The organism is Halorhodospira halophila SL1, assembly GCF_000015585.1.
Lineage (GTDB): Bacteria > Pseudomonadota > Gammaproteobacteria > Nitrococcales > Halorhodospiraceae > Halorhodospira > Halorhodospira halophila.
In genome coordinates, this window is record NC_008789.1 from 684,527 (window position 1) to 707,912 (window position 23,386).

The window sequence follows — 23,386 nt, forward strand, 5'->3', positions numbered from 1 at the left end:
TCGCGGCCACGAATTGCTTGGTGCGAAAGGAGAGACTCGAACTCTCACGGGGCTATCAACCCCACCGGGACCTAAACCCGGCGCGTCTACCGATTCCGCCACTTTCGCAGACTGGCGTCGTGCGGGGTCGCCCTGACGCCTTTCGCCGCATCAGTATAACAACGGTTGACGCGTTCCCCGCAATGCGCATCCGATGGCTCGGCGGGCCGGCCGCGGTCCGCTACCATGGCCTCCTGCCTATCGTCGGCGCCGCGCGCGCACAGAGGGAAGATGATACTGCTCGCCATCACGGTCCTGGTGCTGCTCCTCGCCCTGCGCGAGGTCACCACAAACCGCATCCACCGCACCCGTGACAACCCCACGGCGGTGCGACGCTGGCGGGCGGCCCGCCGCTGGCTGAACCTGGCCCTGGTGATCTCCGCCCTCGCCCTGCTGCCCACCTTCATCGATCAGCCGCAGCTGCCCGTGATCGCCGAGGCCCATACCCTGCTCAGCTACGCCTGGCCGCTCATCCTCGGCGCCGCCGCTGTAGCCGCTGCCGTGGCCGCGCGCACCGCCCTGCCGGAACTCCACCGCGAGCGCGAGCGCCGCGCTGCGGTGGCGCGGCGCAACAGCGATGCCGCCAAGGGCCTGAACCCGTCGCGGATCTCCGACGAGCTGCGCCAGTGGATTGACCAGAACGCCCCGGCGCACCGATACCGGTTCGACGTGGAGACCTCCGCCGGCATCGCCAACATCGTCGTCGAGACCGAGGAGGCCCGGTACGCGCTCTACGTCCTCCCACCGGAGCACGCCAGCCTGGGGTTCACCCCGGCCCTGCAGCGCTGTGCGCGGGTTGCCGGCGTCCTGAACGCCCGCGGCGTGCTGTGGGTGCCCGGCGACGGCCCGGAGGAACCGCAGCGCAGCCGCGATCACCCCGTCTATGTGATCTACGGCTCGATGACCCGGATTTTCGACCTCATCGAACGCAACGAGACAGCGCTGCGCCGCCGCCGCGAGCGACAGGCCCGGCTGAAGGACTACGCGGCGGCCAGCGCTGAACGCGCTAACGAGGAGGAAGAGGCCCAGCGCCAGCGCCACAGCCGCGCCCGCTGAACCACCGGATGCCACCACCCCACGGGGTGGCCTGACCTACAAAGGAGGCCGTCATGCCGAAAGGTCTGATCGCTCTGCTGGGCGGCCTGGCCGTCCTGATGCTCGCCACCCTGGGCCTGGTTCTGGCCATGGCCACCGGCGTCTTCACCCCGCCGGGCATGACCCCGGAGCAGCCTGCCGAATCCCAACAGGAGCCGGGCGAACCGGACCTGGAGCAGGCCCGCTACGTCGAGCTAGAACAGCCCCTGACCGTCAACCTCGACGGCGACGGGCCGGCGCAATACCTCGAGGCCGAGGTGGAGATCGCCGCCGCCTCCCACGCCGTCACCGAGGCGATCGAAACCCACCAGGCCGCAATCCGCGACGAACTGATGCTATTCCTCGCCGACCAGTCCTTTGCCACGCTGAACAGCGCCGAGCAGCGCGACGACCTGCGCGAGGAGGCCCTCGAGCGGGTCAACACCATCCTCAACGAACACGGGGTCGAGGAGCCGGCGACCGGCCTCTACTTCACACGGCTGGTCATGCAGTAGAGCGGAGCGCGACGGCCGAACCGAGTGGGGGCACCCCGGCGTAGCCGACGGCGCCCCCACCCGCTCCGGCGGCGATCACTCCGACCGCTGCGGTTCCTCAGAGCCGCCACCCGGGGCGAAATACGACCGGGTAATGGCAAAGACCGTCCCCGACAGCGCCAGCAGCGCGATCAGGTTGGGGATCGCCATCAGCGCGTTGAGGATATCGGCCACGATCCACACCACGCCGAGTTCGGCCACGGCACCGACCAGCAGGAGCGCCACCCACAGGTAGCGGTAGGGCAGGATCACCCGCGCCCCGAAGAGGAACGCAGCGCAGCGCTCGCCGTAGTAGCTCCAAGCGACGATGGTGGTGAACGCGAACAGGATCATGCCCACCGTGACGATCCAGTTGCCGCCGGGGATGCCCTCGCCGAAGGCCATGGAGGTCAGCGACGCGCCGGTCTCGCCGCTGGTCCACACCCCGGTCAGGACGATGGCTAGCGCAGTGATGGTGCAGACGATGATGGTGTCGATGAAGGTGCCGAGCATCGCCACCGTGCCCTGACGGACCGGGTTCTTGGTCCGCGCCGCGGCGTGGGCGATCGGTGCCGAGCCGAGACCGGCCTCGTTGGAGAAGATGCCGCGGGCGACACCGAAGCGGATCGCTGCCCACACCGCGGCGCCGGCGAACCCGCCGGTGGCCGCCGTACCGGTAAAGGCGTCGGTCACGATCTGGCCGAGCGCCGCCGGGACATCGGTGAAGTTCCAGCCGATGATCAGCAGACCGCCGATGACGTAGATGGCCGCCATGGTCGGGACCAGGCGCTCGGCCACCCGGGCGATGCGCCGGATGCCACCGATGATCACCAGGAAGACCAGCCCGGCCAGGATCAGCCCGGTGAGCCAGGGCGGCACCATGAGGTTGGACTCGACCACATCGGCCACCGAGTTGGCCTGCACCGTGTTGCCGATGCCGAACGCGGCGACCATGGCGAAGACCGCGAACAGCGTCCCCAGCCATGCCCAGCGCGGGCCCAGGCCGTTCTTGATGTAGTACATCGGGCCACCGACGTAGCGACCGTGCTCGTCGGTCTCACGGTACTTCACCGCCAGCACGGCCTCGGCATACTTGGTGGCCATGCCCACCAGCGCGGTGATCCACATCCAGAACACCGCGCCGGGGCCACCCAGGGTGATCGCCGTGGCTACACCAGCAATGTTGCCCGTGCCGATGGTCGCCGAGAGCGCGGTGGTCAGTGCCTGAAACGGCGTGATCTCGCCGGGCTCATCGGGGCGTTCGGCGCGCCCTCCCCACATGCGGCGGAACCCGTAGCCAATCCGTCGAATCGGCATGGCCCGGAGGCCGATGGAAAGATAAAGACCGGTGCCGAGCAGCAGCACCAGCATCGCCGGCCCCCAGACAACACCGCTAACCGCCTCGAGAAACGCGGTCACCGCCTCCATGGCTCGCCCTCCCGCTGGTCACGCGGCCTATCCGCCGCGCTGGTGGATAAAGACAGACGCCCCCGTCAGCCGTGCAAACGTTGCGCGATCTCCGCCACATGCCGTCCCTGATAACGCGCCAGGGCGAGTTCCTGCTCGTTCGGCTGACGGCTGCCGTCGCCGCCGGCGATGGTACCGGCGCCGTAGGGACTGCCGCCCTTGACTACCGATAAGTCGGCCAACTCCGGCGCAGCGTAGGACAGGCCGACGATCACCATGCCGTGGTGGGCCAGGGTGTGCCAGAAGGAGGTGATCGTCGTCTCGTTGCCGCCCCCTGTGCCCGTCGAGGTGAAGACACTGCCGACCTTGCCGATCAGTTGGCCGTTGAACCACAACGACCCGGTCTGGTCGAGGAAGTTGCGCATCTGTCCGGCCATGTTGCCGAAGCGGGTGGGCGTACCGAAAAGGATCGCGTCGTAATCCGCCAACTCCTCCAGGCTGGCCACGGGGGCCTCCTGATCGAGCTTGGCGCCCGCCTGCCGGGCCACGTCTTCGGGCATGGTTTCGGGAACACGCTTGATCACCACCTCCGAACCGGCCCCTCGGGCCCCCTCGGCGACCGCCTGGGCGAGGGTCTCGACATGGCCGTACATGGAGTAATAGAGAACCAGGACCTTGCTCATGGAACCTCCCTGACCGTAGCTAGGTAACCCAGTGACGAGGTTGATCGCCCCCCGGGGAGCATCGCGAATCCGTTGACAATGCGCAAGATGGCGCCGAGTGTCTTGCGGTGTATCACCGCCAGCGCCGAGAGCCCTTGCCATGCAACCGCTTGCCGCCCGCTTCTCCGACATCGCCGCCCTCCGCGACGCCCGGGTCGTGGCCCCCTCGTCAAGATGACCATCGCCGGCCTGAGCGCGGGCTTGCAGAACACTGGCTAGTGGCAGGCACCGCCGAAGGCGGCTTCGGGCAGGTCAGGAGACGAGCTGCATCAGCTCACGGTTGACCAGATCGACGTCGCCGAGGTTGGCCTCCAGCAGACTGCGCAGGTGGACCATGCTGTCCAGATCGATCCGCTCGCAGCGCAGACCGACTTCCCGCTCGTGCCAGTGCGCCGGCTGCACCTCCATGCGGATCTGGTCCACGTCGCTGAGCCACAGCTCCAGCGTCCAGAAGCTCTCGGGATCGCGGAGCAGGCCCTCTGGCGAGGTCCCGTCGCTGAGGCGCACCAGTGCACCGCGCATGGACAGATCCAGGACCTCCACCTCGCGCGCGTGGCCGTCGGCGTCCACCAGGCGAGCCGGCGCGTGGAAGGTCACCCGGCTGAATCGGCGCTTTTCTTGCGTGCCCATCCGACTCCCTGTCCCTGTCAAACCATCCGTGGTGAGCTTAGCACGCCGCCGCCGTGAGTTCGTCGCGGTTGCGGGCCGCGTCGAGGGTGTTCTCGAGGAGCGTCGCCACCGTCATCGGACCGACCCCGCCAGGCACCGGCGTGATCCACGAGGCGCGCTGACTGGCCGCTTCGAAATCGACATCACCGGTGAGCTTGCCGCTGTCCAGGCGATTGATGCCCACATCGATCACCACCGCCCCCTCTCCAATCCAGTCGCCCTGGATCAGCCCCGGCTTGCCCACCGAAGCCACCACCAGATCCGCCTGACGGACCCGCTCCGCCACGTTGCGGGTGCGGCTGTGGCACACCGTGACCGTGCACCGGGCATTGAGCAGCTCCAGGGTCATGGGGCGACCGACGATGTTCGACTGACCGAGAACCACCGCATCCCGCCCCTCCAGCTCGATGCCGGTGTGGTGCAGCAGGGTCATGACACCCCGCGGCGTGCACGGGCGCAGCCCCGGCAACCGCAACGCCAGACGGCCCATATTCTCGGGGTGAAACCCATCGACATCCTTGACCGGATCGATGCGCTCGATGACCGTCTGCTCGTCGATATGACCGGGCAGCGGCAGCTGCACGAGGATGCCATCGATCTCCGGGTCGGCATTGAGCCGATCGATGCGCTCGAGCAGCTCGCCCTCGCTGACATCGGCGTCCAGATCGTAGGCCCGGGAGAGGATACCGGCCTCCTCACACGCGCGCCGCTTGTTCCGGACGTACACCGCCGAGGCCGGGTTCTGGCCGACGAGGATGACAGCGAGGCCGGGACGACGCAGTCCGCGTTCGATACGCTGACCGACAGCCTCGCCCACCAGCGCGCGACGCTTGGCAGCGATGGCCTTCCCATCCAAGATCTGAGCAGGCATGAATCCCCCGAGAAACCGCGAATAGACGCGGATTTTCGCACGCCGCAGGGGCGCCGGCAACGGCGGCACGGGCGGGGGGAATTGACGCCGGGATGCGGGATCGCTATGATCCCGCATCTAGACCGCAGCGGTCAGCGCGGACATGCGATGACCCTACGGGGTGTAGCGCAGTCTGGTAGCGCACCTGCTTTGGGAGCAGGGAGTCGGGGGTTCAAATCCCTCCACCCCGACCACCTGGTCAAACAGGAGGTCGTGGCAAGGTCTGCCGAGTACTGCGCCCGTAGCTCAATCGGATAGAGCATCGGCCTTCTAAGCCGAGGGTTGCAGGTTCGAACCCTGCCGGGCGCGCCACTAGCGCAGCGCAGGCAGGGTACAGGTTAACGGTGGTGGGCGTAGCTCAGCTGGTAGAGCCCCGGATTGTGGCTCCGGTGGTCGTGGGTTCGAGTCCCATCGCTCACCCCATCTTTCGATGCGCAGGCCCGGTCCGCCGGGCCGTTTTCGTCGCCGTCCACGGGGCACCTTGTCCGCCGAGGGACGACTTGGCAGAATAAGCAACGAACACTGGGCCGCTAGCTCAACTGGTAGAGCAGCTGACTCTTAATCAGTAGGTTGAAGGTTCGAGTCCTTCGCGGCCCACCAGACAACGACCCGCAGCCATCACCGGTATGCGAAGGTAGGTCCGAGCCAGGGGCGAGCCCGCTTTCCTTCCCCGTTGGCGGGCTCCGAAGGGGCCGGTGCTGCGTCCACCGGCCCTTCTCCCACTTCCTTGTAGACCCCTGGGGCTAAGACGCCTCAGCGTTCATCCTGGCTTCATCCGGTCTCGGTAAGATGCACCTCCCCCGTTGTACCGACTACGGCGCACCCCAATGCACCGCAGCTCCCTCAGCGTTACCTCAACACATGACTAAGCGCTTCCCGGCACTCTAGTCAAGTATCGACATCCTGTGAACGGTCGCGACCCGGACCTCGATGCGGACTGCGCGGGTCCGGCAGACTGTCGACCAACCGATGCAACTGGCCCAGATCGGGTTCCAAGTACTGCATCGTCGTCATCAGGCTGCTATGCCCTAAGAGCTGTTGCAACCCGCGCAGGTCCGGCTGCGGTTGCGCAGCGATCTCGCTCGCGCATGTGTGGCGGAGCCGATGTGGTCTTACCCAGCGAACGTGGACACGGTGTTAGCTATTAAGCCGGGCCTCGTAGTCGTCCGGGGATAGGTACCCGAGCGTGCTATGAAGACGCCGGCGATTGTAGTAGCCCTCAATGTATTCGAAGACGGCCTCACGCATCGAGGCCCGCGTGGGGAATTTCTCGCCATGCAGGGCCTCGACCTTCAGGGAACGGAAAAAGCTCTCGTTGCAGGCATTGTCGTAGCAGCTGCCCTTCGCGCTCATGCTGCTGATCAGCCCGTAGTCGCTGATGAGCCTGCGGTACGCACGGGAGCAGTACTGGCTGCCACGATCCGTATGGACGATGACACCCGTAGGGTAGCCTCGCCGTTCCAGGGCCATCTGAAGCGCCTCACAGGCCAGTTCAGCGCTCATCTGCTCGCGCATGGTATGGAATAGTCCTCAAGTGGGGGGCATGTTCCACGGGAAGTGGGGTGCCGATTCCACGCGAAGCGGGTGTGCTGTTCCACCGGATGTGGGGGGCCGATTCCACGGGATGTGGTGGGGCCGTTCCACGGCAATGGGGTGGATAGGCGCGGCGATCGGGGATACTTGGACTCTCCCCACCACCTGCTCCGGAGAGAGTCCATGCCCACCCCGAGGTCGTCCATGCGCAAAATCCGTGAGGTGCTTCGCCTTCGCTACGAGCTGGGCCTGAGCCAGCCCCGCATCGCCTCCGCCTGCCAGCTGGGGGTGAACACCGTGTACCGATACCTTCGGCGCGCCCGGGCCGCCGGCCTCGGGTGGCCGCTGCCCGAGGAGCTGGATGATCATGCCCTGGAGCGGCTGCTCTTTCCGCATCGCTCGGGCGCTCGGACTGACCTCCCGCCGGAACCGGACTGGGAGCAGGTTGCCCGCGAGCTCACTCGCAAGGGTGTCACCCGGCACCAGCTCTGGCTCGAGTACCGCGAGCAGGAGCCGAAGGGGTACGGCTACTCGGCGTTTTGCGTGCACCTGCGCCGTCATGTGGGCCGAGAGCAGCCGAGCATGGCGCAGCTCCATACCGCCGGCGAGGCGCTCTATGTCGATTACGCCGGCATGACCGTCCCGATCCAGGATGGCGAGACCGGGGAGCAGGCGCCGGCGCAGGTCTTTGTCGCGGTGCTCGGCTGCTCGCAGCTGATCTACACCGAGGCCGCGGCGAGCCAGTGCAGCAGCGACTGGCTCAACGCCCACATCCGGGCGCTGACCTACATCGGTGGCGTACCCGAGTGCATCGTCCCTGATAACCTCAAAAGCGCCGTACAGCGCCCCCATCGCTACGACCCACAGCTCAACCGGGCCTACGCTGAGCTGGCCGAGGTCTACGGGTTTGCCGTCGTGCCGGCCCGGGTGCGTGCCCCCAAAGATAAGGCGCTGGCCGAGAACGCCGTGCTGATTGTCGAGCGAGAGATCCTTGCGCCGATGCGCGATCGGCGCTTCTTCAGCCTGGCGGAGGCGAATGCGGCGATCCGCGAGCGGCTCGATGCGCTGAATGAGCGGCCGTTCTCGCGCCGTGCTGGCAGTCGGCGGCAGCGTTTTGAGGAACTCGAGCGCGCGGCACTGCGGCCATTGCCGACGCACCCCTTTGAGCCGGCCCTGTGGCGCCGTTTGCAGCTCGGGTCGACCTATCATGTCGAGCACGCCGGGCATAGCTACAGCGTCCCGCACGGGCTCATCGGCCAGGAGGTGGAGCTGCGGATCACCGCCGCCGCGCTCGAGATCTTCCACGCCAGCCAGCGCGTTGCCGCCCATCCGCGTCACGACGGCCCGGGGGGGGCAAAGCACCCTGAGCGAGCACATGCCGCCGCACCACCGGGCTTACGCGGCGCTCGACGGCGGGCAGATGCTGCGCTGGGCCGAGGGCGTCGGCGTGGCGACCGCCACGCTACTGCGCCAGGAGCTCGAAAACGGCCCGCTACGCCGCGCAAGGCGTCTGGCCGAAGGACTCCAGCGCCTGGCTCGTCATTACGGCCCACAGCGCCTGGAAGCGGCCTCGGAGCGGGCATTGAGCCTGGGGGTAGGTAGCTACACGAACCTGGAGTCGATCCTGCGTCGCGGTCTGGATCGTCAGCCGCTGGACGGGGAGCGGCGAACCGAGGCCACGCCCATCGAGCATACCAATGTGCGCGGCCCCGGCTACTACCACTGATCGCCCCCACCACGGAGAGATCCTGATCATGCTACCGCATCCAACCCTGGAGAAGCTCTCGGCGCTGAAGCTCAACGGCATGCGCGCCGCCGTCGAGGAGCAATTGGGACGCACGGACCTGGAGGCGATGCCCTTTCTCGATCGCCTCGCCCTGCTGGTCGAGCGCGAAGCAGCCGTGCGTGCCGATCGACAACTGACAGCTCGGCTACGTGCCGCCAAGCTGCGCTACCCGGAGGCCTGCGTCGAGGGGATCGACCGCCGCGCCCGCCGCAAGCTCTCGGGCGCTGTGCTCGAGCCGCTTTTCACCAGTCGGTGGGTGGCCGATCAGCGCAACGTGCTGATTAGTGGTCCGACCGGCGTCGGCAAGTCGTACCTGGCCTGCGCCCTGGCGCAGAAGGCCTGCCGCGACGGCTACCGGGCCTACTACGCACGCCTGCCCCGGCTGCTTGGCGAGCTGACCCTCGCCCGCGCAGACGGCACCTATGCTCGTCGCTTTGCCGAGCTGGCCAAGGCCCAGGTCCTGGTACTCGACGACTTCGGTCTCGGGGCGCTGGATGACACCGACCGACGGGAACTGCTGGAGGTCCTCGAGGATCGCTATCGGCGCCGTTCCACGGTGATTGCCAGTCAGCTGCCCATCGCCCAATGGTACGAGGTCATCGGCGATGCCACACTGGCGGACGCCATCCTCGATCGGGTGGTGCACAACAGCTATCGCCTCGAGATGCAGGGCGAATCCATGCGTCGCTCCCAGGATGCCCTCGAGACAACCACCTCGGAGTCGAACCCATGAGCCGGTGGCCTGATGTGGACCTACTGCCCGGGAAGGCACCCCAATTCAGTGGAATGGCCCCACCACTTCCCGTGGAACGGGCCCCCCACATGCGGTGGAACGGGCACCCCTCATCACGTGGAACAGGCCACCCACTTGACTGGAATCCCCACGCATGGCCCAACCGATCACTTTGCGGCCACAAAGATCCAGGACGACCGCGAGATAGAGCCATCCTTCGCCGGTCGCCAAATACGTGATGTCGCCAGTCCATTTCTGGTTCCGCTGCTCGGCTTCAAAGTGCTGGGCCAAGTGGTTTGGCGCGACCGGCAGGCTGTGAGCCGAGTTCGTCGTCACCTTAAACCGGCGTGACGTGCGTGCCCGGAGGCCCTGACGGCGCATGCTCCGGGCCACGGTTTTGCGATTGGCCGACACGCCTTGCCCGTCCAGCTCTCGCGTCAGTCGAGGCGCTCCAGAGCGTTGCCTGGAGTCTTCGAAGGCCTCTTGCACCTGCCCATCAAAGGCCTGCTGGCGTTCTTCCCGTGCGGCGCGGGCCGCCTTGTTCCGGCACCATGCGTAGAAGCCGCTGCGAGCGACGCCAAGGACGCGGCACATCGCCTGGATCCGGTGCTCGTGACGCTGCTGATCGATGAACGCGTACTTCACTTCTGGTTTTTCGCGAAGTACGCCGCGGCCTTTTTTGTGATCGACAGCTCCTCATTCGCTTCCGAGAGCTGACGCTTGAGCCGGGCATTCTCCTCGGCCAACTCCCGCTCTCGCTGCGAGCGGTCCGCTTCGTTCCGGGCCTTGGTGCGCCACTGGTAGATCTGCGGCGGTTGGAGCCCCAGCTGCTGGGCCGCCTCGCTGACGCCGACGCGCTCGGCCAACGCCAGCGCCTCGTCTCGATAGGCCGGGCTGTAGCGTGTGCGCTTGGATTTCGTCTTGGTCTTGCTCATCTGAATAGCTTGCCTCGTCATGGATCACCTCGTCGAATGGTAGCTATTGAGGTGTCCACGGTTGGTGGGCAAGACCACTCTCGGCCATCGAGTTGTCGTAACAGTCGCCCACCGAACTCATCGAAGGGCGCACCCCGGCCTCCCGGCAGCGGTTGCCGAAGGCAATGGATGTGTACTGCGACCCACGGTCCGAGTGGTGTATGACGGCCTCTGGACGGCGCTGCCAGATCGCCATCTCGAGGGCGTCGAGGACGATCTCCGTGCGCATGTGGCCAGCCATTGACCAGCCCACGACACGCCGTGAGAACACGTCGATGACGACAGCGAGGTACAGGAATCCCGCCCACGTTGGAACGTACGTGATATCCGCGACATAGAGCTGGTCTGGCCCATTTGCGGTGAAGTCCCGCTCGACGAGATCCGGCTTGTCTTCGCTGTCCCGGTCCGGAATCGTCGCAATCGTTCCCTTGCGGCGGCTGACGCCTTGCAGGCCAGCGGCCCGCATCAGGCGGGCGACTCGCTTTGCGGAGAAGCGCCAGCCTTCATCCCGGAGCTCGGCATGAATCCGCGGTGCACCGTATGTGCCGCGAGAATTGTCGTGGATCGCCTCGATCCGCTCCGTCAGAGCGGCGTCTGTCGCCGCACGGACTGAGCGGCCGCGATTGCGCCACGCGTAGAAACCGCTGGGGGAGACGCCCAGTACCCCGCAAAGCGTGGCAGTGCTGTAATAGGCCCGATTCACTTCGACGAACTCGAAGATCCGCTGGACTTCGCGTCGGTCTCCCGAGCGAACCAGGCCGCGGCTTTTGACAGAATCTCCCGCTCTTCGCGCAGCCGCTTATTCTCGGCTCGCAGCCGCTTGAGCTCCTCGTTTTGCTCGCTGGTCGGACCGTCCGTGCGCTTGCCAGCGTCGCGGTCTGCCTGGGCGACCCCGTTGGTGATGGTCTGAGCGGTCGGCTCAAACTCCTGAGCTAGTTCCGAAGGCGTGCGCCCTGAGCGGACAAGATCAATCATCTGCTGGCGAAACGCCTGCGTGTAAGGCGGTCGGGTTCTGGGCATCGTGGAAACCTCCTTTTACCAAAGCATCAAGGTCTCCACGGAAGCGGATCAACTCCACAATCCCTTTTCCAACAGGGCTAGGTTCGGACGTACCAGTGGCTCAGTGCTCGAACGCTGCTCGGTGTCTTAATCCCTTTTCCAACAGGGCTAGGTTCGGACCCGGCATGAACGGCAAGGGAACCCAAAGTACCGCCGTCTTAATCCCTTTTCCAACAGGGCTAGGTTCGGACCCATGCTTGTCAGTCAACCCAGCCTTACCGAAGCCGTCTTAATCCCTTTTCCAACAGGGCTAGGTTCGGACGTACCAGTGGCTCAGTGCTCGAACGCTGCTCGGTGTCTTAATCCCTTTTCCAACAGGGCTAGGTTCGGACCCGGCATGAACGGCAAGGGAACCCAAAGTACCGCCGTCTTAATCCCTTTTCCAACAGGGCTAGGTTCGGACCCATGCTTGTCAGTCAACCCAGCCTTACCGAAGCCGTCTTAATCCCTTTTCCAACAGGGCTAGGTTCGGACTCGTGGACCTCGGGCGGCCGAGCGATCCCACTTTGTCTTAATCCCTTTTCCAACAGGGCTAGGTTCGGACTTGGTGGGAGCATGGAGGTCGGTGTCGATGGCCACTTCGTCTTAATCCCTTTTCCAACAGGGCTAGGTTCGGACCAAAACACGGTGAGCATGTTGGTCATCCGTCAGGTGTCTTAATCCCTTTTCCAACAGGGCTAGGTTCGGACAGAGTTTGTTCGCCTACCCTACGACCCGGAGACCTAGTCTTAATCCCTTTTCCAACAGGGCTAGGTTCGGACTCCTCGGCCCCATAAAGCCTTTCTGATCATGGGGTTACGAAGGGGGTTACCGCAAATCGCGGGACCCGCGGAGTTATGAGCACCTCTCATCCGCACCTTATTCCTATTTGACAAAGAGCCCGCTCCATTGGCGCAACATCTGATCATATAACAGCAGCTAAAGCATACGCCAGGGGCGGCAAGCTTGCTGTGCCCGGCTTCCAGCATCGGGGTCTGGGCAAAGTCAGCGATGGTGTTCGCCTTCCTCAAAGCAGGCGAAATACGCCTCGATTAAGCGGATTGGGGGCAACCTCAGCGCCTTGGCTAATTCCGCGATCGTATAGACCGTAGGATTCGCTCGGCAGCGGCAGAGGTCATAGAGCCACTGGCGACTAACTCCAGCCCGGCGAGCGACCTCGGACAGGGAGCGCCCCTGGGCGCGGGCCTGCTTGCGGATCAGCAGCTCAAACTCCGTGCACATGCTACGCCTCGGGAATAGTTTGGGCGCCGTGGTGGGCGCACTCGGCGGCTAGGGCCTGAGCGGCGCGGCGCTGCCAGCGTCGATGGAGCCCGGCATGGCGTTCCCAGCAGCCGAAGAAGGTCTGCCGTGCAGCCTTGCCTAGTCGTACGCCCTCGGTGCTGTTGGTGAAGTCCGTGCGCTGGAGCGTCTCGCTCGCGAATAGCTCCCAGGTCAGCCGCTCCACCCGGGCCCGGGCGATCTCCGTGAGATCGCAGGCCAAGGAGTCTCGCCCCCAGGCAGGCTCGTGCAGTACGCCGATGGCCGGATCGAGGCCGGCAGCGGTGACGGCCCGCAGTGCATCGCCGTGCGCGAGGGTGTAGCCGAGCGAGAGGACGGCGTTGACGGGATCCCGGGGTGGCCGGCGATTTCGCCCGGAGAAGCCTAGCGCTTCGGCGAAGAGAGCGCCGTAGCCGCGGAAGAAGGCCGCCGCGGCCGTACCCTCCTGCCCCCGCAGTTGCTCACCGGCGGGCGCCTCGCGGCGCACGGTCGCCTGGGCCGCCTCGATCTCGCGGTGGGCAGCCGTGAGCGGCTGGCGTTGATCAGGACGCCGGTATAGCGCACTCGCGAGGAGCCGCTGCTGCCCGGCCAGACGCAGTCGCACGAGGCGGCGCGCCCAGGCCTGGCGCTCAGCCTCGAGGTGGATGAGCCTGTACTGGCCGAGGCGGCGGACGGCATCGCCATGGCCCTCGCTGCGGAGGAAGGCGCTGCGCCGCTGTCCACGGCTCGGCATGAAGACCAGGCTGACGCCGCTCTCGGCGAGAGTAGTGAGCACGCCGCTGCTCAGCTCGACCTGGCCAATGACGATCAGTCGGTCGATGAGGCTCAGCGGCACCGAGCGGGGCTGGGCCTCCGGTTCCCGAATGGTGAGCGCCTTGTGCGCGAGCTCCAGGCGCGTCCGGCGCCGGTCGATGTAGAGGGTGCCCACTTCCTTACTCCCTTTTGGCTGGAGGCTTGGACATCAGATTGGCACAGGGGCGCCAGCGTGGCGGGCACGGCAATCTTGCGGCGCGTGGCCGGGCGCCGGCTGCCACGGCGCTAGTCGGCCTCCGGGAATTGCGGTCTCAGGCTTAACCCCGGCAACACCAGGCCTGGCGGCAGGGGCGCCGGACCCTGGTAGGTGCCCTCCCCTTGAGGCTGCAAGGCGTAGATCCGCACGTCGTCGACGCGCTCGTCGATCTCGCGGCGCAGAGCCTCGGCGAGCTGATGCCGGGCGCTCGGGACGAGGCGGCAGTAGAAAACGCTGTACTGCAGCGGCACGCCCCATTCCTTCATCAGCCGATGGACACGGCGCAGGCGGGCCGGCTTGCGGATGTCATAACAGACCAGGTGATCGATGGCGCGCTCACCCATGGGCGGGCTCCTCCCGGCGCATGCGCTGCCAGCTGACGTAGTATTCCTCCGTGAGCGCCTGCAGGTGCCGATGAAGCTGGCTGGGCACGGGGCGCGCGAGCTGGAGCTCAAGGAACTCGACACGCCGGCGCTCAGTAAGCTCTGGGGGCTGATGGCGTCGCCACCGGACGAAGCGCAAGAGCAGGGGGATATAGAGGCAACGGCGCAGCTCGCCTTCTAGGTCTTCACCTTGGGCGGCGAGCGCGCGGCAGGCAGGTCGCCAGCCGCTGCGGTGCAGCTCCGCCTGTAGCCAGCTTTGCAACCCCCCGCCGAGCGCCGCGATCTCGTGCGGGATCCAGCGCAGCGGGCTGAGCTTGCGCAGGTAGTCCTCAAGCCGTCGGCAGGCGCTCTGGAAATCGCCGCGGGGACCGCGCCGGAAGACAAGGCTCCAGGCGTGGCGGCGCTGGGCGTCTCGCCACCAGTGGTAGGGGACGAGCCCGGTCTGTGTCTCAATCAGCGAGGTCAGCTCCTGGACGGGCCGATTCTGCGGCTCCTGGGCCGGCTGCAGGCAGGCCGTGGGCTGGCCGTGGCCGTCCTGAAAGTGGACGACAGCACCCGCCTCGACCAGGGCGAGGCAAGCCTGGAGGAGCCCCTCGCCGGCGCTGCCGCGCACGACGGCACGGCTAACCCGGGCGAGCGGGACGTACTCCGCGGCCTTGCCGGGGCGGCACAGGCGCAGCGCCGAGCCCTCGTACCGGACCTGGATCCGCTCGGCGTTGAGGTAGAGGGTACGCGGCTCGAGGCGGGGCATGATCGGGCCTCCCTTAGCCGAAGTAGAAGAAGTCTGGATCGGCGGGCACCTCGGCAGCGCCGAGGGTGACCAGGGGGCGGCGCGGCTCCAGCGGCAGGAGCGCGAACTGGTCCTCAGTGGGGTCGATGACCTGCGCCATTTCCGTGTGCAGCGCCTTGTGCTCGGCGGGGGTCAGCCAGCACTCATAGGCCGACTTCTGGCCGCCGCTGGCGTATCCCTTGATGACCCTTACGGCGCGGGATAGCCGGCGTGGGCAGCGAACATCGTAGGCGGCGAGGTAGAGTTTGCGGCGCATCGGACCGCCCTCCGCGTGATTGCTGGTGCCTAGGCTGGCATCCAGCGTCGCGCAGGGCGGGAGATGGGAAGCTTGCCGCCGGGATGGCTCTCTCGAACGTCGCCAGGACCCCCCAAGGCAGCCGCCTGGCGACCACTACTCCGCGGAGGGTGGCAGAAATTGGTTGAAGACACTGCTCAGCGGCTCATGGAGCACTTAAGGGCTCTGCTCAGCGCCAAGCGCAATCAGCAGGGCTCCACGTGCGCCTTCCACTCCCGGACGATATCCCGCAGCCGGGGCAGCTCATCCGGGCCAATGAGTCGGATCCGATGCTGCCGGGCGCGCTCTCGCATAATATCCGTCGGCTGCCGGGCGCTGACCATCCAACTGGTACCGAAGAAGCCGCGCAGGTTATCGCCGATGCTGTCCAGCTTGTAGAGTTGCTGGTCATCGGCGGCTTCGTTGCCGTGGCGCAGGGTCTTGCACTCCACCACCAACAGACGATTGACATGGATGGCAACCACATCTAGTTCGTTGCGGGCCTTGTCGGTACCTTCCCAGGTGCCTTCCACCCCCATGGCCACATCGTCGAGCCCCTCATCCCGGAGCCGGTGGTAGACATACTCCTCCAGCCAGCCGCCGTTGAGAAAGCGAGTCCGCTCCTCGTCGAGGAAGGTCACCTCGGCACCACCCTCCCAGTCCAGCAAGCCCTGGTCGCGGAGCCAGCCCAGATTATTGGCCCAGCGGCCGTACGGTGGGTCATCGAAGGCCTGGTCACGCGCGACCAGCCGCCCCTCCCTGTCCAGAGACCGGGAAGCGACCGCATTCAGCGCACCCAGGAAATCGCCATGGTCCCTGGCGACCTCCGCTAGCCTCTTGGCCACCTGCTTGCGCTCGCCAGCCTCACGCTGCCAGTCCTCGTCCGCGGAGGCAGCACGGTGGTAGCGAAACCCCTGGGCGCGCAGGCTGATTGGCACGTCAAGCACCGAGGTCTGTGGCGTCGGCGCCTCGGCCCGTTCATTCCCCTCCGGCAAGTGCTCCAACCGGCCATGGGCGGTATCGGTGTAGATCCGGCGGTGTACACTATCCCGCAGCATCTCGAGAAACCCCAGAGCCATGAGCTTGTTGCCGCCCGTCAGATTGAGGACCACCTCGTCCGCCGCCGGCAACTCTTCCAAGATCCCCAGGGCGAATTCGTGCAACTGGGGCAGGTCGGCATCCGGGGCATTCTCGAAGGTCTGAACCGCAATACCGGCCTCTTCTTCCAGCTTGCGGAGCAACTGAGCCTGCCCGGCCATGGCCGGCGTAACAATGAGAGCCGCATGCTCCGGGCGCTCCATGAGCGCGGGTATCAGATTGCCGGCAAGCTGGGCAGACACCAGCTGGATGTGGAGTCGGGTCATGGGATTGGTCTCCTTCGAGTGATAGGGCATCAGTTGCCCGGTTCCACTTCGCCCAGGCTCTCTACACGGTAGGCCTCGAGACGGGCGCCAGCGGCCTCCATGTCGTCGGCGGTTAGTTCTTGGCCGCGCAACTGCGGTGGGAGATCCAGCGACAGATGGAGATACCGCCCACCACGCTCGCATACAGCGGCCGCAAGATGCACGGGGAGCGTTCCGATCACCCTATCCCCAACCTCCAGCTCGGCCGGATTTAGATGATCCACCTGCCGATCAACCGCCAGGCCCCGGCGCTGGGCCCATTCCACAGCCCCCGAGTGACGGGTCACGAACCAAGTCGTCATGGTGGTGCTGTCTCCTTTTCCTTACCTTCCTTTGGGTCAGCCGGCCTCTTTACCTCGTTGGCAGCCGCCTCAGGGTGCCCGTCACGGTAGACCCTTTTCGGCGCCAGAGAGCGGCTTGCAAGCTTACGACCACCAGCTCCTCTGGCCCTGCAAACTTGCGGTTTGTAAGGTCAACCATGACACTAAGCTAGCCTTGCGGAGGATCGCTCGAAACGCACACGGAGTGCTGCTCATGACCGCCGACACCGACGCGCCTCATACCCTCCTCTGCGTCACCGGGCTGACGCCACAGGTGGTCACCGAGACGCTCTACGCCCTCGCGCAGGAGGGGGCACACGCCCTTCCGGATCGCATCGAGGTCATCACCACGACCGAGGGCCGGCGCCGCCTGGCGTTGACCCTGCTCGCCGAGCACGGCGGCCACGGCTACCTGGACCGACTTTGCGCCGACTACGGTATCGACCGCGGCGCCCTCGCCTTCGACGTGGACAGTATCCACGTTGTCGGCGGCGCCGACGACGAGCCCCTCGCCGATATCGTCACTGAGGCGGACAACGCCGCGGCCGCCGACCGGATCCACGAGCGCATCCGCACCCTGACCGAGCAGCCCGGGCGGCTGCACGTCTCCCTCGCCGGGGGACGCAAGACCATGGGCTTCTACGCCGGTTACTCGCTCTCGCTCTACGGCCGGGGGCACGACCGGCTCAGCCACGTGCTGGTCAATCCGCCCTTCGAGTCGCACCCGGACTTCTTCTACCCACCACCGACGCCGGCAACCCTCCAGCTACCCGGGCGCAACGACATCATCAGCACCGCCGAGGCCGAGGTGCGTCTCGCCGAACTGCCTTTCGTCCGGCTGCGCGAGGAGCTCGGCGAGGAGCTGCCGCATCAGGGGCTATCCTTCAGCGAGGCGGTCGAGCGCGCCCAGCAGGTACTGATCCCGCCCCAATTGACCATCGATCTTACTGAGCGCACCGTCACGCTCCAGGGGCAGCCGATCACCCTCTCGGCAACCCACTTCCTCTGGCTGACCTGGCTGGCCGACCGCGCTCGGCAAGAGGCCCCAGCGATCGCCTTCGACGAGGCCGCGGTTGATGAACTGACGGGCTACGCCGACTGGCTTGAAGGTCGCCTCTCACAGCTGCATGAGAGCCTGGCCTCGGCGCGCAAGGAGATCGAGCGAGAAGGCCGCTCGAACTACTTCGAGCGCACCCGCTCGCGACTCAACAAGGCCATCGCCGAGCGCAGCGGCCTGCCCACCCGGGCGGCAGCGCGCTACCAGATCCACACCCACAGCAGCCGGCCCCAGACCACCTACGGCCTGAAGCTCGAGCCGGAGCAGATTCGTATCGAGGGGGAGCCGTGAGCCGGCAAGCTTGCAGGCATGCTGACCACGTTGATCGCCGGGCGATACTGCGGCCACGCAAGAGAGCGAAGAGCACCATGGAGCAACGACACCTGACCCTGGAGCTGCTGACCCCGACCTTTCTCGGGGATGCTCAGCAGACCGCCGCCTGGCGGACGCCGCCAATCAAGGCGCAGCTGCGCCGCTGGTGGCGGGTCGCCGCGTTCGCGCAGGGGATGCGCCTACCCGAGCTACGCGCCCTGGAAGGACGGCTTTTCGGCGACGCCGCCGGGCAGCAGGGCCGCAAGAGCCAGGTTCGGCTGCGCCTACAGCCGCATAAGGGACGGCCGGGCACGCAGCACAACAACGCGTGGCGCCAGCAAGCCAATCAACAGCCGTTACGGATGAATAACGGCTTGCCGGCCGATGGCTACCTCGGTTTCGGCCGGGTCAAGACCAAAGGTGCTAACGAGACCGCCCTGCCACCCGAGGAGAAGGCCGAGCTGCGCCTGGCCTGGCCGGCGGAAGCCGAGGGCGCCGAGGCCCTCGACGAGGCCCTCGGGCTCTTCCATCGGCTCGGCAGCCTCGGAGGACGCAGCCGCAACGGCTGGGGCGCCTGCCACCTGCACGGCGCCGAGGCCATTGGCCTGGACGCCTACAGCCGTCCCTGGGAAGAGGCCTTGGAAGAGGCCTGGATCCACGCCCTCGGCAGGGATGGAAACGGCCTGCTGCTGTGGTGGACCCCGCCGTGCAAGAGCTGGGAGGCCGCCATGCGACGGCTCGGCGACCTGCGCAAGGGCCTGTGCGGCGAGGCGGGGGCGCTGCGGCCGCTGCTCTCCTGGCCGGTCACAGGCCAGCAGCAGCAGGGTCTCGACAACCAGAACCGGATCCCCAACACCCTGCAGCTTAAGGTTGTCCGGGACGAGCAGGGGCAGCTGCGGGGACAACTCGCGCACCTCCCCTGCCGACCCGAGCCGAAGATCTGGGATGCGCTACCCAAGGAGGTGCGCGACGACCATCCTGCGCTCTGGCGCAACGCCCACGCCTTCCTCGACCGGCACAGCGATCTCGAGCGGGTGCACGCATGACGGAGGCAACCCTCATGGACATTGATCTGGCCCGGAACAAGCTGCTCGCCCGACTGCACGACCCGGCGGAGAAGGCGCTGGTCCTGCTGCGCGATCCCGCCGGCCACGAGGGGGGCACCGTGCGCACCCTCATCGAGGAGATCCTCGGCGAGGTGCCGCAGGCGGCCTGGGCGCCCGTGCGCAAGGCCGACCGCTGGGCCTCGGCGGCGGACCGGCCGCAATTCCCCCGTGAGCGCGACGGCGATCGCTTCGCGCGCTGGAGCCAGGTGCGCTTCGCCGAGCAGCCGGTGCTGCGCCATCCGCTCACCGGCGAGAAGATCGATCTCGGCGAGCACGGCAAGCTGCGGGAGATCGAGCTCGACACGCTCAAGGCCGGCAGCCTCGAGCATTTCCGGCACCTGATCCATCGTGACGAGGCGGGGAGCGTCGATTCCTGGCGGACCCTGCTCGCGCTGTGGCGCTTCGGCCCCGAGCCGGCAACGAGCGGCGATGCGACCGGGCTCGGCGAGCTGTGGCGCTATCTGCCGGCGGATACCCGCATCCCGGACCACACCATCTGGCAGCACCTGGACCTGAGCTCCGCGCTCACCGGCGCCTTCGCGGGCGATGGCCAGGGCCGCTGCGCCCTGCTCAACGTCACCCTCGGCCCGGTGCAGGAGCTGATCGCCGCCGCCCGGACGACCTCGGACCTATGGGCCGGCTCGCACCTGCTCGCCCGGCTCGCCTGGGAGGCGATGCGCGTCGTCTGCGAGCGCCTCGGCCCCGACGCCGTGCTCTTCCCGCAGCTGCGCGGCGTCCCGCAGGTCGACCTCTGGCTCCTCGAGCAGGGGCTGGCGCCGGAGCTCTTCGCGAAGGAGCCCTGGAACGAGCGCACCGTCACCGACGCCAACCCGCTGTTCAGCGCCGCCCTGCCCAACCGCTTCCTCGCCGTGGTCCCGGCGGATCAGGCGGAGGCGATCGGCCGCGCCATCGAGGCGCACCTGCACGAGTGGGTCGCCGAGACCGCCGAGGGCGTGGTCAGCGATCTGCTCAGGGCCGTCAACCTGCACACCGATCCGACAACACCCGCCTATCAGCAGGCACGGGAGCAGCTGGCCGGATTCCCTGAGGTCTACTGGTCGGCCGTGGGCTGGGACGAGATCGCCACGGACGCCAACGGCGAGCCCGAGGCGGACCGCCTCGCCGAGGCCCTGCGCCCCTTCTATGAGCCGCAGGCCGAGGCCCCCGGCTTCCTCAGCTCCGAGGCCTGGCGCGTACTACAGCGGCCCATCGAGGTCATCGATCCGGAAGCGGGGACGCCGGCGACCTTCTACCGGCCCAATCCCGGCGTGCTCTACCCCGCGCTCTACGAGCTCAGCGAGCGAGTGATGGGCGGCGTCAAGGCGACCCGCCCCTTCGCCGCGCAGCACGAGGGCGGCTATCGCTGCTCGCTGACCGGCGAGGTGGAGTGGCTGACCCACGATCGCAGCCACCTCGACCTGCCGCCGGGCCAGCGGGAAGGGCACGACACCCTCTGGAGCCTCGTTGCCAAGCGCCACCCGAGCTGGGCGCGCAAGGGTGAGCACCTCGGGGCGCTGGCCGCCCTCAAGCGGCTCTGGCCGCAGCGCTTCTGCCGCGAACTCGCCGGGACCCTCGGGCAGGAGCAGACGCCGCGCTTCGTCGTCTCCACGCACACCATGGCGCTGGCCACCTCCCTGGCCCGCGCTGCCGAGGAGCCGAATCCCGCCGGCGGGCTCAGCGCCGAGCAGGCCGAGGCGATCCGCAACGCCGATCGGGTTGCGCTACCGCGGCGGCTGGCGCAGCGGCTACACCACCTCGAGCACGGTGAGCTCCTCGCCCGGTTGCCCGGCTGGGTCGAGCAGCAGCGCGAATCCGACGACGGCGATGAGACCGCCGCCCGGCAGGCGATCCGCAAGGTCACCGGCACCGAGGCCGAGGCCTACTACGCCCTGCTGCTCATGGACGGCGACCGCATGGGGGCCTGGCTCTCCGGCGGCGACGGGACGACCATCCCCTACCGGGCGGCCTTCCACCCCGACCTGGCGGACGCAGTGGACACACGCTTCGGCGACCATACGGTCCTGCAGGCGTACCTCGACACGCCGCGGGCGGTCTCACCGGCCCGGCACCTGGCCATCTCCGGGGCGCTGAACGACTTCTCCACCACCCTCGCCCGCAGGGTGGTCGAGGAGTGTCACCACGGCCGCGTCCTCTATGCCGGCGGCGACGACCTCATGGCCATGCTGCCCACTGGCGATCTGCTCAGCGCCATGCGCGAGCTGCGCGACGCTTACTCGGGCACGGCTACCAGCGGTGAGGCCGAGGAAGAGGACGCCTGGTGCCGCAACGGCTTCATCTATCGGCAGGACCGGCTGTACCTGACCATGGGGTCGCAGGCCACCGCCTCGATGGGGGCGGTGATCGCCCACCATAAGACCCCTCTGACCGCGGCCCTCGCTGAACTGCGCCAGGCCGAGCAGCGGGCCAAGAACGAGGGCGGGCGCGACGCCTTCGCCCTGTCCGTTCTCAAGCGCAGCGGCGGCGCCCTGCGCCACGTCGGCCGCTGGGCACCAGCAGCGGGTATCGACGAGATGAGCGCCCTGCGCGACTTCGCCGAGGCGCTCCATGCCAACCCCGAGGCCTCCCGGCGCGCCGCCTACAACGTCGCGGGCTGGCTCGCCGATCTCCCCGAGCCCGACACCCTCCCCCCGGAGGACGGCGTCGCCGGCTACCTCGAGGCGGTGCTGCACTACCAATTCTGCCGCCAGGGCCTCGAGCAGCAGGGGCAGCCCATCCACGCGCGGCGGCTCGGATCGCTCGCCAGCGTCTCGCCAACCGGCGACGAGCTGAGCAGCGCCGCCAAGATCCGCGACCGTCTCAGCCACCTCGTCGGCGTGGCCGAGTTCCTCGCCCGCGAGACCCGGAGGTAGCCCATGGCCGAGTACCGCTACATCGAGCCCCAGGACGTCCTCTTCTTCCGCGGCAACCGCCTCTTTGGCGAGCCCGGCAACGCCGGCGCCGCCCTCATGCCGCCCTGGCCCTCGGTCTTCGCCGGGGCCCTGCGCAGCGCCATGCTCAGCGCCGCCGGCGCGGACCCGGCGCAGCTGCGCAGCGGCGAGCTGCCTGCCCCGCTCGACACGGTGCTCGGCACCCCCGAGGAGCCGGGGACCTTCACCCTCACCGGCGTGACGCTGGCTCGCCGGCAGTCGTCCGGCACCGCCGAGCCCCTCCACCCCCTGCCGGCGGACCTGAGCGTCGAGCGTGATGAGGCCACAGGCGAGTGCGCGGTCCATCGCCTGACGCCGCAGCCACTGCCCGCCGGCGTCGCCAGCAGCCAACCCCTGGAGCGCCTGCCGGTGCTCCGGCGCAGCGACCGCGGTAAGCCGGCCGCCGGCTACTGGCTCACCCATAGCGGCTGGCAGCGCTACTGCCAGGGCGAGCCCCCACCGGCTGAGGCCCTCGTTCACCGCTCGGCGATCTGGAGCAGCGACCCGCGCCTGGGCATTGCCCTGAAGCCCGAGCAGCGCACGGCGGCCGAGAGCCAGCTCTACACCACCGAGGGCATCCGGCTGTGCGAGGGATACGGCTTTCTCGCCGCCATCGCCGGCTCCGACCCGACCAGCCTGCCTAAGCAGGCAACCCTGCGCCTCGGCGGCGACGGCCGCGGCGCGTTCATGAGCGCCGTCGCAGCCCCGGTCGAAACCTCGCCGGAGCCGGCCGCCATCGAGGCAGAGGGCCGCCTACGGATCGTACTCACCACGCCCGGCATCTTCCCGGGGGGGTGGCAACTCCCCGGGCTCGACGCCAATGGCCTCTGGCACTATCCCGGCGGCCGGGCGCGGCTGGTCGCCGCTGCTGTGCCCCGCGGCCAGGTCATCAGCGGCTGGGATCTGGCTCACCACCGGCCCAAACCCGCCCAACGTGCGGCCCCAGCCGGGACCGTCTACTGGCTCGAGGCGCTTGAGGGCGGGCTCAAGCCGCTTCGCAAGCTTGCCGAATCCGGTCTCTGGGGCATGACCCCGGAGAATGAAGACCCAGCACGGCGAGCCGAGGGCTTCAACCGCTTCGCCATCGCCAACGCCTGAAGGGATCGCAG

The 23,386-nt window shown here is 67.5% G+C and carries 20 protein-coding genes, 5 tRNA genes, 4 pseudogenes and 1 CRISPR repeat array; of the genes and pseudogenes, 12 read left to right on the plus strand and 17 right to left on the minus strand.

What is annotated here, in order from left to right:
* Positions 1-18 precede the first annotated feature (18 nt).
* A tRNA-Leu gene (locus HHAL_RS03085) sits at positions 19-108 on the minus strand.
* A 162-nt stretch (positions 109-270) separates the two neighbouring features.
* Here HHAL_RS03085 and HHAL_RS03090 point away from each other — a divergent pair.
* Together HHAL_RS03090 and HHAL_RS12495 are read left to right on the plus strand one after the other, a co-directional pair.
* Positions 271-1,095: a hypothetical protein gene (locus HHAL_RS03090; RefSeq protein WP_011813414.1), complete on the plus strand. Its 825-nt coding sequence runs from the start codon at positions 271-273 to the stop codon at positions 1,093-1,095.
* Between the two features lie 53 nt (positions 1,096-1,148).
* Complete coding sequence (locus tag HHAL_RS12495; RefSeq protein WP_011813415.1) at positions 1,149-1,628, plus strand: flagellar basal body-associated FliL family protein; 480 nt, start codon at positions 1,149-1,151, stop codon at positions 1,626-1,628.
* A 75-nt stretch (positions 1,629-1,703) separates the two neighbouring features.
* Here the strand turns inward: HHAL_RS12495 and HHAL_RS03100 are convergent, their stop codons facing one another.
* The 4 genes from HHAL_RS03100 to folD all read right to left on the minus strand — a co-directional run bounded on the left by HHAL_RS03100 (position 1,704) and on the right by folD (position 5,315).
* Complete coding sequence (locus tag HHAL_RS03100) at positions 1,704-3,074, minus strand: alanine/glycine:cation symporter family protein (protein ID WP_011813416.1); 1,371 nt, start codon at positions 3,072-3,074, stop codon at positions 1,704-1,706.
* Positions 3,075-3,139: 65 nt separating this feature from the next.
* Positions 3,140-3,736 (minus strand): NAD(P)H:quinone oxidoreductase, encoded by a 597-nt coding sequence (wrbA, locus tag HHAL_RS03105; protein ID WP_011813417.1) that lies wholly within the window; start codon positions 3,734-3,736, stop codon positions 3,140-3,142.
* A gap of 291 nt (positions 3,737-4,027) precedes the next feature.
* Positions 4,028-4,405 carry a PilZ domain-containing protein gene (locus HHAL_RS03110; RefSeq protein ID WP_011813418.1) on the minus strand — a complete coding sequence of 126 codons (378 nt, stop codon included), beginning with the start codon at positions 4,403-4,405 and terminating at the stop codon, positions 4,028-4,030.
* A 37-nt stretch (positions 4,406-4,442) separates the two neighbouring features.
* On the minus strand, positions 4,443-5,315 hold the full coding sequence (gene folD, locus HHAL_RS03115) for a bifunctional methylenetetrahydrofolate dehydrogenase/methenyltetrahydrofolate cyclohydrolase FolD (RefSeq protein ID WP_011813419.1): 873 nt from the start codon (positions 5,313-5,315) through the stop codon (positions 4,443-4,445).
* A 156-nt stretch (positions 5,316-5,471) separates the two neighbouring features.
* On the opposite strand from folD, the gene HHAL_RS03120 reads away from it, so the two are divergent.
* From HHAL_RS03120 to HHAL_RS03135, 4 genes are all read left to right on the plus strand, one after another.
* Positions 5,472-5,548 (plus strand) — tRNA-Pro (locus HHAL_RS03120).
* Positions 5,549-5,589: 41 nt separating this feature from the next.
* Positions 5,590-5,666: transfer RNA gene (locus HHAL_RS03125), tRNA-Arg, on the plus strand.
* 35 nt (positions 5,667-5,701) lie between these two features.
* Positions 5,702-5,777: transfer RNA gene (locus tag HHAL_RS03130), tRNA-His, on the plus strand.
* A gap of 101 nt (positions 5,778-5,878) precedes the next feature.
* A tRNA-Lys gene (locus HHAL_RS03135) sits at positions 5,879-5,954 on the plus strand.
* Between the two features lie 288 nt (positions 5,955-6,242).
* On the opposite strand, the pseudogene HHAL_RS12870 reads toward HHAL_RS03135, so the two are convergent.
* Positions 6,243-6,458: pseudogene (locus HHAL_RS12870) on the minus strand (tyrosine-type recombinase/integrase); the annotation flags it as partial.
* Positions 6,459-6,491: 33 nt separating this feature from the next.
* Positions 6,492-6,869, minus strand: a pseudogene (locus HHAL_RS03140) (IS3 family transposase); the annotation flags it as partial.
* Between the two features lie 222 nt (positions 6,870-7,091).
* On the opposite strand from HHAL_RS03140, the pseudogene istA reads away from it, so the two are divergent.
* Together istA and istB are read left to right on the plus strand one after the other, a co-directional pair.
* Positions 7,092-8,613: pseudogene (gene istA / locus HHAL_RS03145) on the plus strand (IS21 family transposase).
* Between the two features lie 28 nt (positions 8,614-8,641).
* Positions 8,642-9,406 (plus strand): IS21-like element helper ATPase IstB, encoded by a 765-nt coding sequence (gene istB, locus HHAL_RS03150; RefSeq protein WP_011813421.1) that lies wholly within the window; start codon positions 8,642-8,644, stop codon positions 9,404-9,406.
* 138 nt (positions 9,407-9,544) lie between these two features.
* Here the strand turns inward: istB and HHAL_RS13215 are convergent.
* The 10 genes and pseudogenes from HHAL_RS13215 to csx16 form a co-directional block, all read right to left on the minus strand.
* Positions 9,545-10,341: pseudogene (locus tag HHAL_RS13215) on the minus strand (IS3 family transposase); the annotation flags it as partial.
* Between the two features lie 43 nt (positions 10,342-10,384).
* Positions 10,385-11,083, minus strand: coding sequence for an IS3 family transposase (locus HHAL_RS03165; RefSeq protein ID WP_011813424.1), 699 nt, complete (start codon positions 11,081-11,083; stop codon positions 10,385-10,387).
* Positions 11,080-11,400 (minus strand): IS3 family transposase, encoded by a 321-nt coding sequence (locus HHAL_RS03170; protein WP_011813425.1) that lies wholly within the window; start codon positions 11,398-11,400, stop codon positions 11,080-11,082. The genes HHAL_RS03165 and HHAL_RS03170 overlap by 4 nt, the downstream gene beginning before the upstream one ends.
* 53 nt (positions 11,401-11,453) lie before the next feature.
* Positions 11,454-12,200: a CRISPR direct-repeat array (repeat unit 36 nt; unit sequence GTCTTAATCCCTTTTCCAACAGGGCTAGGTTCGGAC).
* A gap of 223 nt (positions 12,201-12,423) precedes the next feature.
* A complete protein-coding gene (locus HHAL_RS03175; protein ID WP_011813426.1) occupies positions 12,424-12,660 on the minus strand; it encodes a helix-turn-helix domain-containing protein in 237 nt (78 codons plus the stop codon).
* A 1-nt stretch (position 12,661) separates the two neighbouring features.
* Positions 12,662-13,624 carry a CRISPR-associated endonuclease Cas1 gene (gene cas1 / locus HHAL_RS03180; RefSeq protein WP_011813427.1) on the minus strand — a complete coding sequence of 321 codons (963 nt, stop codon included), beginning with the start codon at positions 13,622-13,624 and terminating at the stop codon, positions 12,662-12,664.
* Positions 13,625-13,734: 110 nt separating this feature from the next.
* Positions 13,735-14,049: a CRISPR-associated endonuclease Cas2 gene (cas2, locus tag HHAL_RS03185; RefSeq protein ID WP_011813428.1), complete on the minus strand. Its 315-nt coding sequence runs from the start codon at positions 14,047-14,049 to the stop codon at positions 13,735-13,737.
* Positions 14,042-14,839, minus strand: coding sequence for a CRISPR-associated endonuclease Cas1 (locus tag HHAL_RS03190; protein WP_011813429.1), 798 nt, complete (start codon positions 14,837-14,839; stop codon positions 14,042-14,044). Before HHAL_RS03190 ends, cas2 (HHAL_RS03185) begins: the two co-directional genes overlap by 8 nt.
* Before the next feature lie 13 nt (positions 14,840-14,852).
* Entirely contained in the window at positions 14,853-15,134 is a 282-nt protein-coding gene (gene cas2, locus HHAL_RS03195) for a CRISPR-associated endonuclease Cas2 (protein ID WP_011813430.1), read from the minus strand.
* Positions 15,135-15,358: 224 nt separating this feature from the next.
* Complete coding sequence (locus HHAL_RS03200) at positions 15,359-16,516, minus strand: DUF1887 family protein (RefSeq protein ID WP_011813431.1); 1,158 nt, start codon at positions 16,514-16,516, stop codon at positions 15,359-15,361.
* Positions 16,517-16,545: 29 nt separating this feature from the next.
* Positions 16,546-16,857 (minus strand): CRISPR-associated protein Csx16, encoded by a 312-nt coding sequence (gene csx16, locus HHAL_RS03205; protein WP_011813432.1) that lies wholly within the window; start codon positions 16,855-16,857, stop codon positions 16,546-16,548.
* Positions 16,858-17,089: 232 nt separating this feature from the next.
* Here csx16 and csm6 point away from each other — a divergent pair, with 232 nt between their 5' ends.
* The 4 genes from csm6 (at position 17,090) to cmr3 (ending at position 23,375) form a co-directional block, all read left to right on the plus strand.
* Complete coding sequence (csm6, locus tag HHAL_RS03210; RefSeq protein ID WP_011813433.1) at positions 17,090-18,223, plus strand: CRISPR-associated ring nuclease Csm6; 1,134 nt, start codon at positions 17,090-17,092, stop codon at positions 18,221-18,223.
* A gap of 77 nt (positions 18,224-18,300) precedes the next feature.
* Positions 18,301-19,290 carry an RAMP superfamily CRISPR-associated protein gene (locus HHAL_RS03215; RefSeq protein ID WP_041595028.1) on the plus strand — a complete coding sequence of 330 codons (990 nt, stop codon included), beginning with the start codon at positions 18,301-18,303 and terminating at the stop codon, positions 19,288-19,290.
* A complete protein-coding gene (gene cas10 / locus HHAL_RS03220) occupies positions 19,287-22,220 on the plus strand; it encodes a type III-B CRISPR-associated protein Cas10/Cmr2 (RefSeq protein ID WP_011813435.1) in 2,934 nt (977 codons plus the stop codon). Before HHAL_RS03215 ends, cas10 begins: the two co-directional genes overlap by 4 nt.
* Before the next feature lie 3 nt (positions 22,221-22,223).
* Positions 22,224-23,375, plus strand: a complete 1,152-nt coding sequence (gene cmr3 / locus HHAL_RS03225; RefSeq protein ID WP_011813436.1) for a type III-B CRISPR module-associated protein Cmr3 — start codon at positions 22,224-22,226, stop codon at positions 23,373-23,375.
* Positions 23,376-23,386 lie beyond the last annotated feature (11 nt).